Source organism: Actinoplanes sp. NPDC020271 (assembly GCF_044388125.1).
Lineage (GTDB): Bacteria > Actinomycetota > Actinomycetes > Mycobacteriales > Micromonosporaceae > Actinoplanes.
In genome coordinates, this window is record NZ_JBIRWQ010000022.1 from 113,603 (window position 1) to 126,972 (window position 13,370).

Genomic DNA, 13,370 nt, shown 5'->3' on the forward strand with positions numbered 1-13,370 from the left:
CCCAGCGGCGAGAAGCCCGGCCCACGGCCGCTGATCCGGTGGCTGACGGCCGCTGACCCAGCGGCGAGAAGCCCGGCCGACGGCCGCTGATCCGGTGGCTGACGGCCGCTGACCGGGTGGCTGCGGCACGGCTGCTCAACTGAATCGCACGGGAGCCCCGACTCGCATCCGCGAGCCGGGGCTTTCGTTATCCACAGGGCTGTCCACAGGCGCCGCACGAGCGGGATCCGGGCGGTAGCTCGGGGGCGGGCGGCTCATGCCGTACGGGAAGAAAATTGAACGCGGCGAGAGCCGCGGCCGCCACCGGCAGCGAAAGCGGCGCCGCGCAGGTAGCTTGCCCGTATGGGCATGCTGTCTACGGGATTGTTCTGGGAACGCCGGGATGCCCCCGGCAGCGAGCATGTGCGCCTCGACGCACAGAACGGGCTGTATGCGCAGGGTGTGGCGCTGGCGGCGACGCCGGTCATCTACTCCTGCCGGTATGAGCTCCAGACCGATCCCGGCTGGGCCAGCGTCTCGCTGGACGTGCGGACCGAGGGCGCCGGCTGGGCGCGCGGGGTGCGGCTCGAGATGGCCGCCGGCCGCTGGCGGGTGACCACCTCCGAGCAGGGTGACCTCGACGCGGCGCTGGCCGCCGCCGGGCACGCTCGCGCCGGCCTGCCCGGGATCGAGGATCCGGACCGGCTGTTCGGCGCGTTCGACGTGGACCTGGGCTGCTCGCCGCTGACGAACACGCTGCCGATCCGGCGGCTGGACCTGCTGCACGGCGAGATCGGTCTGTCGCACCGGCTGAGCGTGGCCTGGGTGCTGGTGCCGAGCCTGGAGGTGGTCCAGGCCGACCAGATCTACACGCCGCTGGGCGGGGATCAGGTGCGGTATGCGAGCGAGACGTTCGCGGCCGATCTGACCGTCGACGGCGACGGCTTCGTGGTGGAGTACCCGGGGGTGGCGCGGCGGGTCGCGGCCGGTGTCAGACCCGCTGCCGAATCCAGCTGACACACGCCTTGTCGACGGTCGCGAACGGTTTGCCGTAAGCGGTCCGGGACGCCTCGTCCGGCTTCTTCGCCTCACGCAGCACCAGGTTCGTGAACTGGAACAGTTTGCGCTCGCCGAACTTGTCGGCCATGCACGCCGTCGCGTAATGCCCCATCGCGTAGAGCGTGTTGACCGTCAGGTCGTCGGCGTTGTCGGCCAGCGACGGCAGCGCGATCGTCTTCGGCGCGCCGCGTTTCTTGAACGCCTCGGCGAGCACGTCCCGGTTGCCGGTGTCCGGCGCTTTCCGTGGCAGCGCGCCGACGTACTCCGCGATGCCCTCGACCAGCCACTGATCGTTGTCGGACGCCCAGTCCTCGCCGCCGAGCGTGACGACGTGCGTCAGCTCGTGCTGAATCGTCACGGCCAGCTGGCGGGAGTTCGCGCTGGACTTGGCGCGCAGGATGATGTCACCGCCGGTCGAGTTCAGCGGCATCTCGTAACCGACGATCCAGTCCTGCTTGACCCCGCCGTACCAGCTCTTCCAGCCGTTCTCGTCGGCGACGTAGATGCGGTAGCGCTTCTGCGGGTTGTCGACGTAACCGGCGTACTTGTCGACGACCCTGGCCGCCTTCTCGGCCATCGTGAGCACCTGCTTGAGTTTCGTGGCCTGGCCGCGCGGGCCGGCGACGATCACCCGTTCGCCCTTGACCAGGGTCAGCGTCGCGTTGTCCCACGGCGCGGGCTGCAGGTAGTTGTCCTTCACCCCGGTCGCGTCGTCCAGCCCGGTGATCGTCCACACACCGCCGATGATCTGGAACGTCAGCTTGTACGTGGCCTTGGCCGGCCCCTCGCCGTAGTTGCCGTGCCAGTCCGGGCAGGTCACGCCGGAGAGGCAGTAGCCGAGCGCCGCCTGGACCACGACCCGCCCCGGGACGATCTCCAGCTTGTCACTGTGGAACTCGGCGTGGGTGATCTCCAGGGCGCGCAGGTTGCGGAAGATCGCGCGGTACCGCGTGACCAGCACCGTCTTCGCCGGGTCGACCGGGGCCAGCCAGCCCTTCTCATCCCCGTCCTGCAGGGCTTTCGCCTGCAGTTCGAGGCGTTGCGCGGCGAGCTCGAACGGCGTGGCCGGCCGGGACGGTTCAGGGGTGGCGGTCGCGACCGCGGCGTCGTCCTTCGCCGGCCAGAAGACGACCGCGCCGGCGCCGGCCAGGACGATCGCGATCAAGGCGGCGATGAGGGCGGGCTTGCGCGACCGTTGCGGCGGTGCCGGATATCCGGCGAACTGCGGCCATCCCGGGCCCGGGTGCGCTGCCGGCGCCGGACGGCTCGGATTCGGGTACCCCATAGCCGCCGGACAGTCGGGGTTCGAGTGCCCCATCGGCGCCGGGTATCCCGGGTTCGGGTGCCACACGGCAGCCGGGAAGCCCGGGTGCTCCGGATGTGGATATCCAGGGGGCGCCGGGTACTGGTACCCCGGCGCGGCGGGGTGCTCCGGGTGGGGATTTCCGGAGGGCGCCGGGTGCTCCGGAGGCGCCAACGGCTCGGGGCGCTCCGGATGCGAAAGATCTTCCACGCGCCGGATCTAATCACGACGCATCGATGTGGCCTAGACGCTGCCGTGCGCTCGGTCCGCTTCACCCAAATTCAACCCATTTTCCCGTACGGCGATAGCCACGCCCGCCCTCACCGGAACCTACGCGGCACGGATCGGCTCGCACGCTCGACCCGGGCCGGGCCCGCGAGCCGATCCCGCCTCACGGTCGAAGCGCGACTCCCGGTTCCGGCTGGTTCTCAGAGGTGCTTCGAGGGCTCTGAGAGACCCCTCAAGCCAGTTGGGGTGGGAGGCGCGGGGGCAAGAGCGGGCGCCGCGGGGGACAGGCACGGAACGCGGCGTGGGCAGTGAACCGCTGTGGGCGTACCCAATCGGAATCTGCATTCAGGCGACGCCGGGCTGGGGGCGATTTTCCCACTTGGTGGAGAGGGCGATCGCGGTGCGGGTCGAGGCGACGCCGGGGGTCCGGTTGATCCGCACGATCAGCTGCTCCAGCTCCGCGATCGTGCCGACCCGGACGATCAGCTGGTACGACTCGACGCCGGCCATGAAGTAGCAGCTCTCCACCTCGGGCATGGCACGGACCGCGGTGAGCACGTCGTCGGTGTCGGCGCCGGAATCCTCGACGATGCCGATCAACGCCGTGACGCCGAGGCCGACCGCCTCGTGGTCGACGTCGGCCCGGTAGCCACGGATGGTGCCGGCGGCTTCGAGCTTACCCACACGTTCGTGCACCGCGGGGGCGGAGAGCCCGACCTTGCGAGCCAGTTCGGCGTACGACGAGCGCGCGTTCTCCCGTAGCAGGTCGATCAGCCGGAGGTCGATGGAGTCCATGCCTGAAACCCTAATCGGGTGGCTCGCCGGTACTCACGCCCGGTAGCGGCGAATGGGGGGCAGGATAATGATCGTTGTCGCAATCGGGGCTTTTTCCGCATTTCACGGACTTGCTTCAGGGGCGGTGCTCTAATGGCTTTACGTCCCGATCGAGCATGCCGACACTCAGTGTGACCACCGGCCGCTCCAGAAAACAGAACCGAGGAGGGGGTTGTGGACACTGGAGACCGTCTGCTGACACCGGGCGAGGTGGCCGCATTGTTTCGCGTCGATCCGAAAACGGTCACGCGCTGGGCCGCAGCCGGCCGTATCGGCAGCATCCGTACTCCGGGTGGACACCGCCGATTCCGCGAATCCGAAGTCAAGGCCCTTCTTGAGGGCGACGGCGTGATCGAGGAAATGCGCGAGGACGACGCGGCGAACAAGCCGCGGAACAGCGGCCCGACCAACCCGGGTGCGGGTTACGGCCCGCCGAACGGTCTGCGCTAGCGCTCACCGATTTGTCCGCTCCATCGCCGCATCAGGGTGTGTTCCACCCCTAGCGAGTCCAGCACCTTGCCCGCAATGAAATCGATGAGTTGCTGTGCGGTGGCGTCTGCACCGGACCCGTAGAAACCGGGACTGGCCGGCAGCACCACCGCACCGCCATCGATCAGGGCGATCAGGTGCTCCAGGTGACTGCGGGTCACCGGAGTCTCCCGCGGCACCACGACGGTGCGGCGGCGCTCCTTCAGATTGACCTCGGCAGCACGCTGCAGCAGGTCCTTCGAGAGGCCGATGGCGATCCCCGCGCAGGCCGCGGTGCTCGCCGGAACCACGGCCATGCCACGGGCCGGATACGAGCCGCTGCTCGGGCCGGCCGCCAGGTCGTTGGCCGGCCAGTACGCCAGGTCGCCCAGATCGCGGCCCAGCCAGGTGGCGACGTCGTCCTTCCAATGCGCGTCGCGGATCGTGGCGCCGGTCTCGTCCAGGAGCGTCAACCTGGCCGCCTTGGAGACGACCAGGTCGACGGACTCACCGGCGTCCAGCAGGGCTCCGATCACCGCCTTGGCGTACGGGGTGCCGGAGGCTCCGGAGACGCCGATGATCCACGGTTCGCGCATGCTTCCAGTGTGCTACCTGGTTTCGGTGAGCAGGGCCGACGTGGGCAACGCCTCACCCACCGTGGGCCAGCTCCCGACATCGGTCAGGTCGGCCGGCGCGATGCTCTCGGCGATCTTCCTGACCTCGGACAGTGGGATCTCGCCGCCGCTCACGGTCAGCTGTTTACCCCCACCGGCCGAGACCGCGCAGGTCTTCTCACGGGCGTCGCAGGTCAGTACGTCAGGAATCGCGCGTCCGCGGACAGGTTCGGCAATCCTGATCTGGAGCAATTCGCTGAGCAGGCCGACCTCGACGTTCCGATCCGGGCCGGCCATCAGCTTCGAGGTCGTCGACGTGGGCAGGAAGTTCATCGAGAAGCTCTCGGTCGACCCGTTGATCGAGATCAACCGGAACCCGGCCGGGAAGTAGCCGACCCTCGCCGCGACCCGTCCGGGCTGTCCCTGACCAGGGACAAAAGCCTCGGCAATCGCCCGGAGGTCCGCTCGAGACGGCTTGAGCCCGACCACGTCCGCGAAAGCGTTGTCGGCGTACTCCCAGAAGAGCTGCGGACCCTGGTAGTAGGCCCGGCGGCCGTTGATCGGCTCGGCGTTGACGGTCCCCTTGTCCTTCCCCGGCGTTCCCATGCCGAGTGGAACGACCCCAGGCGGGTAGACGATGACATTGGCCACGACCTCGGTGGAGCCGGTCTTCCGCACATAGGACGTGCTGGCCCCCAAGTCGAGCTGGCTGGGATCGTCCACCACGAAGTCCCCGGCCCGGTAACCACGGAACAAAAATGTATAAAAGGACCCCGTCGAGGACGGCGCGACCGAAGGGGCCGCCGTGGTGACGGCCGGCCCCCGCGGCACGACCTGCGCTACCCCGGCCGTCACCAGCACAGCCGCGGCAGCCGCAGCCCACGTCGCGGATCGGCGGCGTTTCCGGCGGCGACCGGCGGCCACCACGTCGTCGACATCGAAGCGGGGCGGCGGGGCGTCAGCCTTCGCTTCCCACAGCAGGTCAGACAGCTGCTTCATGACAAGCCTCCAGCTCGGTGCCGAGAATCTGCCGGAGCGTTTCGAGGCCACGCGCGGTGTAGACCTTCACGGTTCCCTCGGGGAACTTGAGGGTGGACGCGGTCTGCTGGACGCTGAGGCCCTCCAGGAAGCGCAGCACGATCACGGCGCGCTGCTTGGCGGGCAGACGGCCCAGCGCTGCCCGCATCCGGAGGCGCTCGTCGACGACCGGGGCGCCGTCCGGGACGACACGGTCGGGCAGCGCGTGGCCGTGCGCCCGCTCGCGGCGCCACCACGGGCGGCGGGTTTCGTCGATGGCGGCGCGGACCACGGCCGTACGCGCATAGGCTTCCGGGTTTTCGACCCGGCTCCACCTGACGTAGAGCTTCGACAGCGCGGACATCACCGCGTCCTCGGCTGTTTGCCAGTCGCCGCACGTCAGGTAGGCCAGTCCGCGCAGCGACTCCATCCGCGCGGCGGCGAACGTCCGGAACTCGGACTCTCTATCGCTCACGCGGATAGGACGGAGGTCATCGTCGATTCGGTTACAGCAGGATCAGGTCCAGGAGGGCGAAGACGAACAGCGCGATGGCGATGAACCCGTTCGCGGTGAAGAACGCCCGGCCGACCTTGGAGAGATCATCGGCGGTCACCACCACGTGCTGGTAGATCAGACCGGCCGCGGTGATGGCGAGACCGACCCACCACAGCCAGCTCAGGCCGACGAGCTGACCGAACGTGACGAACAGCACGAACGACACGACGTGCGTGACGGTGGAGATGATCAGCGCGTTCTTGACGCCGAACCGGGCCGGGGTGGAATGCACCCCGATCCGGCGGTCCACCTCCACGTCCTGGCAGGCGTAGATGATGTCGAAGCCACCGATCCACAGGCCGACCGCGACGCCGAGCACCCAGGCCGGGCCGGAGCCGCTGAACGTGCCGGTGATCGCCAGCCACGCGCCGACCGGGGCGACGGCCTGCGCGAGCGCGAGCACGTAGTGCGGGAAATTGGTGAACCGCTTCGCGTACGGGTAGATCACCAGCGGGATCACCGCGAGCGGCGACAGCACCAGGCAGAGCGGGTTGAGCAGGGCGGCCGCCACGACCAGGATCACCAGCGAGACGATCGCGCCGGTCCAGGCCGTACGGACACTCACCGCGCCGGTGACGAGCTCCCGGTTCTGCGTCCGCGGGTTCAGCGCGTCGATCCTGCGGTCGAGGATCCGGTTCGCCGCCATCGCGAACGTCCGCCCGGACACCATCGCGACCGTGACCAGCGCGAGGTCACCCCAGTGCCGTCCGGTCCCGTCCCGGTCGATGGCGACCAGCGCCGACAGGTAGGCGAACGGCAGCGCGAAGACCGAGTGCTCGATCATGACCAGCCGCAGGAAGGCCTTGACCTTGCCGGGCTTCTCCGGGGCGGCCGCTGTCATATGCCGTATTCCTTCCAGCGCTTGTCCACCAGGCTCGTGACCTCCGGACTCATCACCATCTCCTCGGGCCAGCCGCGGGTGTAGCCCTCGGCCGGCAGCTTGCGGGTGGCGTCGACTCCCGCCTTGCCACCCCAGAACTGCTGGTAGGACGCGTGGTCAAGATGATCCACCGGGCCCTCGGTCAGCAACAGGTCCCGCGCGTAGTCAACGTTTCCGAACGCCCGGAAAGCGACCTCGTTGTAGTCATGAACGTCACAGTCCTCGTCGACCACCACGATCAGCTTGGTCAGCGACATCAGGTGGGCGCCCCAGATGGCGTTCATCACCTTCTGCGCGTGCTTCGGGTAGCGCTTCCGGATCGACACGATCAGGCAGTTGTGGAAGACACCGGCGGCCGGCATGTCGTAGTCGACGATGTCCGGGATTAGGATCTTGGCGAGCGGCAGGAAGATCCGCTCGGTCGCCTTGCCGAGGCCGTGATCCTCCTGCGGCGGCTGCGACGTGACGATCGAGTGGTAGATCGGGTCCTTGCGCATGGTCACGCACTCGATGTGCAGCACCGGGAACGGCTCGACCGGCGTGTAATAACCGGTGTGGTCACCGAACGGGCCCTCCGGCAACCGCTCGCCCGGCTCCAGATAGCCCTCCAGGATCACCTGCGCGTTCGCCGGGACCTGCAGCGGCACGGTCACGCAGTCGACCATCTCGACCCGCTCGCCGCGCAGGAAACCGGCGAACAGGTACTCGTCGATGTCACCGGGCAGCGGGGCGCTGGCCGCGTAACAGACCACCGGGTCGGCGCCGATCGCGATCGCCACCGGCAGGCGCTGCCCGAGCCGCTCGGCAACCGCGTGATGGGCGGTCGAGTCCTTGTGGATCTGCCAGTGCATGCCGAGCGTGTTCTTCGAGTGCTGCTGCAACCGGTAGAGCCCCAGGTTGCGCTTCCCGGTCTCCGGGTGCTTGGTGTGGGTCAGCCCGAAGTTGTGGAAGATCCCGCCGTCACCGGGCCACACCTGCAGCCCGGGCAGCTTGTTGAGGTCGACCTGGTCGCCCTTGAGCACGATCTCCTGACACGGCGCGACCTTCACCTTCTTCGGCGGCACCGACTTGAGCTGCAACACCTTCGCGATGCCCTCGCGGATCCCGGACCAGCCGACCGGCAACTCCGGCTTGGCCAGCGCACCGATCCGGTCGCCGATCTCGTCGAGCGTCTCCACGCCCAGCGCCATCGCCATACGCTTCTCGGTGCCGAACAGGTTGATCGCCACCGGCATCTCGCCGCGGGTCGGCTTCTCGAACAGCAGCGCCGGGCCGCCGGCCCGCACCGTCCGGGTCACGATCTCGCTGATCTCCAGCGTCGGATCCACCGGAACGGTGACCCGGCGCAGCTCACCGGCCTGCTCAAGGGCGGCGAGGAAGCTCTGCAGATCGGCATAGGGAAACCCACGAGACGCCATGCGCACCAGTCTGGCACCGCACCGGCGAGCAAGCGTGCCGGGGCCGTCACTCGTGATCTGCGATTCGCGTTGAGGGGTCGTGACTCCCCGCAGAACGGCCCGGTATTTCGCGCTGGGTGGTCTGCTGGCGGCGCTGGCCGTCACCGCCCCCGCCGACTCCGCGCCCGCCCGGCTGCCGCTCTGCACCACCGGTCCGGCCTCGGACCGGCCGCCTCCGGCGCCGGCATCCCCATCGGCGCCGGGTGCCTGCCGGGTCGCTCTCACCGAGTCCGCGGTACGGCTGTCGCAGGCCCCCGGTTTCACGCCCAGCGGCTACCACCACCTCGGAGCGGGCACGGCCGGCGAATGGGGTGGGGTGTCCGGGCGGTTCTCCGTGGTGGACGGCACGGTACGGGCCGGGACCTACGACTTCGTCGCCAGCCGGTTCATGGTGAAACGGGATCTGGGCAAGGGGAACATCGCCTGGCTGGAAGCCGGATGGGCGGAAACGGGGTGGCGGTCCCCGGGGCAGCCGCGCGTCTACACCTACAACACCAACACCAAGGCGTGGCAGTTCTACGACCAGTACCCGATCAAGGCCGGGGACACCGTCTGGCTGGACCTGCACACCGACTCGGGCGGGGTGTGGCAGGCGTGGCTGTGGTGGAACAACCGGTGGAACCTGCTGACCGCGCAGAAACTGCCGATCGGGAGCAGCGCGTCCGTCGAGCAGTACGTCGAGGTGCACGCCGACGCGAAACAGCCCGGCCGGATCGACGTGCCGCCGGTGAAGGCCGACAACGTTCAGCTGCGGCCGCCGGGCGGTGGGCCGGCGCGGTTCTGGCGGGAGGACGTGAGCACGCTGACCGGGGTCGCTCCGGGCCAGCAGCAGCGCAGCGGTGACTACTGCCTCAACTGGGTCACCCGCTACGACACCTGGAACGCCGGCGATTGCACCACCTGACCGGCCGGCCGGCGCTGTATCCAGCCGCTACCGCGTCCAGCCGCCCACCTCGCGAACCCGACCGGCGACAGCACGACGAACACACCTCGCCGGCCGCGAACGTCACTGCTGCACCAGGCGATGGGCGCGGTGGGCGGGTCTCTGCTGACGTCGTTACTTGGCGTTGGCGTAGCTGTGGAGGCCTTCGAAGAAGAGGTTGACGCCGAACAGGTTCATCAGCATCGTCACGAAGCCGAACAGCGCGATCCACGTCGCCACGGTGCGCTTCACGCTCGGCGTCGCACGCGCGTGCAGGTAGGCCGCGTAGACGATCCAGGAGATGAACGCCCAGACCTCCTTCGGGTCCCAGCCCCAGTAACGGCCCCAGGACGCCTCGGCCCACAGCGGGCCGGCGATCAGCGCGCCGAAAGTGAACAGCGGGAACGCGAACGCGTGCAGGCGGAACGTCAACCGCTCCAGCACCACGGCCGGGGTCGGGACGCGCTTGCCGAGCGTGTACGGGAAGCTGCGCTTGCCCTCGTCGTAACCGTTCTTGATCAGGAACATCAGCGCCGGCACCGCACCGATCAGGAAGATGCCGGACGAGATGATCACGCTGGAGACGTGGACGATGAACCAGTACGAGTGGAGGGCCGGGACGAGCGGGCCGACCGGGGTGTAGGCGACCAGCGCGGCCGCGCCGAGCAGCACCACGAGGGCGAGCGACGAGAACAGGCCGAGGTGCCGCAGAGCCGGACGGCGCAGGAGCACGCCGACCCAGACCGCCGAGCCGACGAAGGTGGCGGAGAGGATGTACTCATACATGTTGCCCCACGGCATGCGGTCGGCCGCGATCCCGCGCGTGACCAGGGTGCCGAGGTGCAGGACGAGGGCGATGACGTTGAGCACCGCGGCGATCCAGCCGGACCATTCGCTGCGGCCCAGTTTTGCCGGGGCGACGACGACCGGCGCGGACTCCTCCACGGGGGCGCCGGCCCCGACCAGCTGGCGGGCGGCGGCCCGGCCGACGTGGCTGCGCTTGCCGAACGCATACTCTCCCGCGTAGCAGACCATCGCGGCCAGATAGGCCAGCACGGTCAGCGCCATGAGCTGGTTGGACAACTGCGCCATCAGGGCGTTCCTTCCTCGGCAGGCCCGGTGAGCGCGGCGAACTCGGCCGCGAACCCTGGATAGTCGGTGCGGGGCAAACCACCGGCTTCGATCACGCTACCCCCGGCTTCCTGATCGTTGGCTGGGGACACCACGAACCAGACGCGACGACGGTGAACGAAGAGCGACAGCATCAGGCCGATCAGCCCGAGCACCGCGCCGACCAGCAGCAACGACTGGGTGGGGTCGTAGCGGATGGACAGCGTCGCGTACTTGCGGGTGCCGACGAACTCCAGCCTGGTGCCGTCGTCCAGGGTCCAGGACTGGCCGGGCTTCAACGCCTGGGGGCGCTCGCCGCTGACCTTCTTCAGCTCGCCGTTGCTGATCTGACCGCGGTCCAGGGCGTACACCGAACCGGTCCGGCCGACGTCCAGCCCCAGGTTCCCGCGGTATGCGGCGACGTAGAGCACCGGATTGTTCTCGGCCGGGAACTTCGACACCGCGCTGCCGTCGGTGCCGCCGGTCGGCAGGTAGACGCCCTCGAAGCCGACCTGCAACTGATCGTCGCGCCGGTTGGTCTTCGGGTCGATGTTGACGTCGGGGAACTGGGCGACGCCCTCGCTGGTCTGCATGCCGTCGGTCGGCAGGAACGGGACGACCTTGGTCTGCGAGACGCCGTACCGGTCGGTGTAGCGCAGCTCCAGCGCGTAGCCCTGGCCGATCAGGTGCACGTTGGCGTGGTGCAGCCGCAGCGGGTCGTTGACCGTGAAACTGTCCGCCCGATAGGCCCCGGAGCCCTCCTTGACCTCGACGTTCGCCATGAACGACTTGGGCTGGCCGGTGCTCTGGTAGGTGGCCTCGAAGTCGGTCATCCGCAGGCAGAACTTCGGCAGGTCGGCGGCGGTCACGCGCGGGCCGAGCGCCGAGTCGTCGTACTGCGTGATCGAGTTGCAGAAGCCCTGGTCCTCGCCGGCGACCAGGATCCGGTTGCCGTGCCAGCCGTACCAGTGCCCGAACCCGACCCCGATCAGCACCGACAGCAGGGCGAAGTGGAAGAGCAGGTTGCCGGTCTCCTTGAGGTAGCCCTTCTCGGCCGCGACCGAGAACCGGCCGTCCGGCAGTTCCCGTACCCGGGTGCGGAACAGCTTGCCGCGCAGCGTCTTGGCCAGCGCGTTCGCCGCGTCGGCGGGCGACTCCGGGCCGGTTCGCGCCGGGGCGTGCCGCGGGAGCCGCTCCAGGCGTTTCGGAGCGTCCGGCGGCACGGTGCGCAGCGCGCGGGCGTGGTCACGCAGCCGGGGCAGCACACAACCGATCAGCGAGGTGAACAGCAGCAGGTAGATGGCCGCGAACCACGGTGACGCGAACACGTCGAAGCCGCCGAGCCGGTCCACCCACGGCGCGAGCTGCGGGTGCGCGGTGTAGTACTGCGAGACCTTCTCGCGGTTCACCGAGGTCTGCGGGAAGTACGACCCCGGGATCGCCGCGACGGCCAGCAGGAAGAGCAGGACCAGGGCGGTACGCATGCTGGTCAGCTGCCGCCACGAGTTGCGCAGCAGGGCCCAGACCGGGTTCACCCGGCGCGGCGGCGGCACCTCGGCGGTCTCCGGCCGGTCCTCGACGATCGTCACAGCAGCGTCCCGTCGCCGAAGAAGGGGAACGCGGTCTGCAGCCAGGCCAGGAAGACCAGCCACTGGCCGCTGACCAGGGTGACCCCGACCGCGATCAGCAGCACGCCGCCGACCCGGGTGACCCACTTGCTGTTGCGCCGGATCGCCTTGAAGACGCCGATCAGCTTGCGGAAGAAGAGCCCGAACAGGATGAACGGCACGCCCAGCCCGAGGCTGAAGGCGAGCGCCAGGATCACCGCGCGGTCGGTGCTGCCGGTCGTGGTGGCCAGGCCGATCACCGCGCCCAGGGTCGGGCCGGTGCAGGGCAGCCAGGAGACCGCGAAGATCGCGCCGAAGACCGGAGCGCCGAGCAGGCCGGCCGACGGCAGCTTGCTGATCCGGGCCTCCCCCTGCAGCCCCGGGATCCAGCCCAGGTAGATCACGCCGAGCAGGATGATCAGGATGCCGAGGACCAGGTTCAGCGTGTCCCGGTTGGTCTGCAGGGTGAACGCGACGTTGGCCACCAGCGTGACCACCAGCGAGAACACGACCGAGAAGCCGAGCACGAAGAGCAGGCTGCCGGCCAGGACGCGACTCTTCAGCGTCACCGTGCGGGTCTTCGTGGTCGTGGGCGGCCCCGAACTGCCGACCACGGCTTCCAGGTCCGAGCCGGCCAGGCCGGTCACGTAGGCGATGTAGCCCGGGACCAGCGGCAACACGCACGGCGAGAGGATGCTGACCAGGCCGGCGATCAGGGCGGCACCGATCGCCAGCAACAGCGGGGCGCTGATCGCGGCGTCGTGGAAGGTGGCGCCCATCAGCCGTTCGCCTCCGCCGCCACCCGTTCCACCAGGGGTTGCAGCTCGGCGGTGGTGGTCGAGCGGCGCAGCGCGACCGCGATCCGGCCCTGGCGGTCCAGGATCAGGGTCGCGGGAGTGCTGGTCTGCGTCACGTCGAACTTCAGCCCGACGTCACCGTCGACGTCGTAGATGCTCGGGTACGTGACCCGGCCCTTCTCGAACGCCTTCGCCGAATCCTTGTCGTCGCGCGTGTTGATGCCGAGGAACGTCACGTTCCTCGACTGCGTGGCCTGGTACGTTTTCTCCAGGTCAGCGGCCTCGGCGCGGCACGGAGCGCACCAGGAACCCCAGAAGTTGACGACCACCACCTTGCCGCGGTCGTTCGCCACGTCGTAGGAGCCGCCGTCCAGCAGCTCGCCGGTGACCGCGCCGACCTGCGGGCGATCGGCCACGTCGCACTCGACGACACCGTTGGTGGTGGTGCAGTTCTTCGCCCAGTTCTCCCCGCCACCGCAACCGGCCAGGGCGCCGGCAGTGGCGGTGGCGGCCAGGGCGGCAGCGAGGAGACGGCGCAC

At 69.1% G+C, this 13,370-nt stretch carries 14 protein-coding genes; 3 read left to right on the forward strand and 11 right to left on the reverse strand.

All coding sequences use genetic code 11. From position 1 onward, the window contains the following. Nucleotides 1–342: 342 nt before the first annotated feature. Complete coding sequence (locus tag ACH442_RS35665; protein WP_396342475.1) at nt 343–996, forward strand: putative glycolipid-binding domain-containing protein; 654 nt, start codon at nt 343–345, stop codon at nt 994–996. Here the strand turns inward: ACH442_RS35665 and ACH442_RS35670 are convergent. Together ACH442_RS35670 and ACH442_RS35675 are read right to left on the reverse strand one after the other, a co-directional pair. Next, nucleotides 971–2,203, reverse strand: a complete 1,233-nt coding sequence (locus tag ACH442_RS35670) for a hypothetical protein (RefSeq protein ID WP_396342476.1) — start codon at nt 2,201–2,203, stop codon at nt 971–973. The genes ACH442_RS35665 and ACH442_RS35670 overlap by 26 nt on opposite strands. A gap of 711 nt (nt 2,204–2,914) precedes the next feature. Then, nucleotides 2,915–3,364, reverse strand: a complete 450-nt coding sequence (locus tag ACH442_RS35675) for an Lrp/AsnC family transcriptional regulator (RefSeq protein ID WP_396342477.1) — start codon at nt 3,362–3,364, stop codon at nt 2,915–2,917. Between the two features lie 213 nt (nt 3,365–3,577). Between ACH442_RS35675 and ACH442_RS35680 the strand changes: the two genes are divergently transcribed. Further along, nucleotides 3,578–3,853, forward strand: coding sequence for a BldC family transcriptional regulator (locus ACH442_RS35680; protein ID WP_185038736.1), 276 nt, complete (start codon nt 3,578–3,580; stop codon nt 3,851–3,853). On the opposite strand, the gene ACH442_RS35685 is transcribed toward ACH442_RS35680, so the two are convergent. From ACH442_RS35685 to ACH442_RS35705, 5 genes are read right to left on the reverse strand one after another with little or no spacing between them, the layout of a single operon-like run. Next, nucleotides 3,850–4,467, reverse strand: coding sequence for a UbiX family flavin prenyltransferase (locus tag ACH442_RS35685; RefSeq protein ID WP_396342478.1), 618 nt, complete (start codon nt 4,465–4,467; stop codon nt 3,850–3,852). The two genes, ACH442_RS35680 and ACH442_RS35685, sit on opposite strands and share 4 nt — an antisense overlap. 12 nt (nt 4,468–4,479) lie before the next feature. Continuing rightward, nucleotides 4,480–5,484, reverse strand: a complete 1,005-nt coding sequence (locus ACH442_RS35690; RefSeq protein ID WP_396342479.1) for a hypothetical protein — start codon at nt 5,482–5,484, stop codon at nt 4,480–4,482. Then, nucleotides 5,468–5,977, reverse strand: coding sequence for a SigE family RNA polymerase sigma factor (locus ACH442_RS35695; protein WP_396342480.1), 510 nt, complete (start codon nt 5,975–5,977; stop codon nt 5,468–5,470). Before ACH442_RS35695 ends, ACH442_RS35690 begins: the two co-directional genes overlap by 17 nt. 31 nt (nt 5,978–6,008) lie before the next feature. Continuing rightward, entirely contained in the window at nt 6,009–6,899 is an 891-nt protein-coding gene (gene mqnP, locus ACH442_RS35700) for a menaquinone biosynthesis prenyltransferase MqnP (RefSeq protein ID WP_396342481.1), read from the reverse strand. Continuing rightward, entirely contained in the window at nt 6,896–8,356 is a 1,461-nt protein-coding gene (locus ACH442_RS35705; protein WP_396342482.1) for a menaquinone biosynthesis decarboxylase, read from the reverse strand. Before ACH442_RS35705 ends, mqnP begins: the two co-directional genes overlap by 4 nt. A gap of 79 nt (nt 8,357–8,435) precedes the next feature. On the opposite strand from ACH442_RS35705, the gene ACH442_RS35710 reads away from it, so the two are divergent. Further along, nucleotides 8,436–9,299: a hypothetical protein gene (locus tag ACH442_RS35710; protein WP_396342483.1), complete on the forward strand. Its 864-nt coding sequence runs from the start codon at nt 8,436–8,438 to the stop codon at nt 9,297–9,299. A gap of 153 nt (nt 9,300–9,452) precedes the next feature. Here ACH442_RS35710 and ccsB read toward each other — a convergent pair whose 3' ends face one another. Genes ccsB through ACH442_RS35730 form a run of 4 tightly spaced genes read right to left on the reverse strand, consistent with a single transcriptional unit; the run spans nt 9,453 to nt 13,370 of the window. Next, on the reverse strand, nt 9,453–10,409 hold the full coding sequence (ccsB, locus tag ACH442_RS35715) for a c-type cytochrome biogenesis protein CcsB (RefSeq protein ID WP_396342484.1): 957 nt from the start codon (nt 10,407–10,409) through the stop codon (nt 9,453–9,455). Continuing rightward, the gene (locus tag ACH442_RS35720) at nt 10,409–12,016 is read right to left on the reverse strand and encodes a cytochrome c biogenesis protein ResB (RefSeq protein WP_396342485.1); all 1,608 of its coding nucleotides are present in this window, start codon (nt 12,014–12,016) and stop codon (nt 10,409–10,411) included. The genes ccsB and ACH442_RS35720 overlap by 1 nt, the downstream gene beginning before the upstream one ends. Further along, nucleotides 12,013–12,813 carry a cytochrome c biogenesis CcdA family protein gene (locus ACH442_RS35725; RefSeq protein ID WP_396342486.1) on the reverse strand — a complete coding sequence of 267 codons (801 nt, stop codon included), beginning with the start codon at nt 12,811–12,813 and terminating at the stop codon, nt 12,013–12,015. The genes ACH442_RS35720 and ACH442_RS35725 overlap by 4 nt, the downstream gene beginning before the upstream one ends. Next, nucleotides 12,813–13,370, reverse strand: a complete 558-nt coding sequence (locus ACH442_RS35730) for a TlpA family protein disulfide reductase (RefSeq protein WP_396342487.1) — start codon at nt 13,368–13,370, stop codon at nt 12,813–12,815. Before ACH442_RS35730 ends, ACH442_RS35725 begins: the two co-directional genes overlap by 1 nt.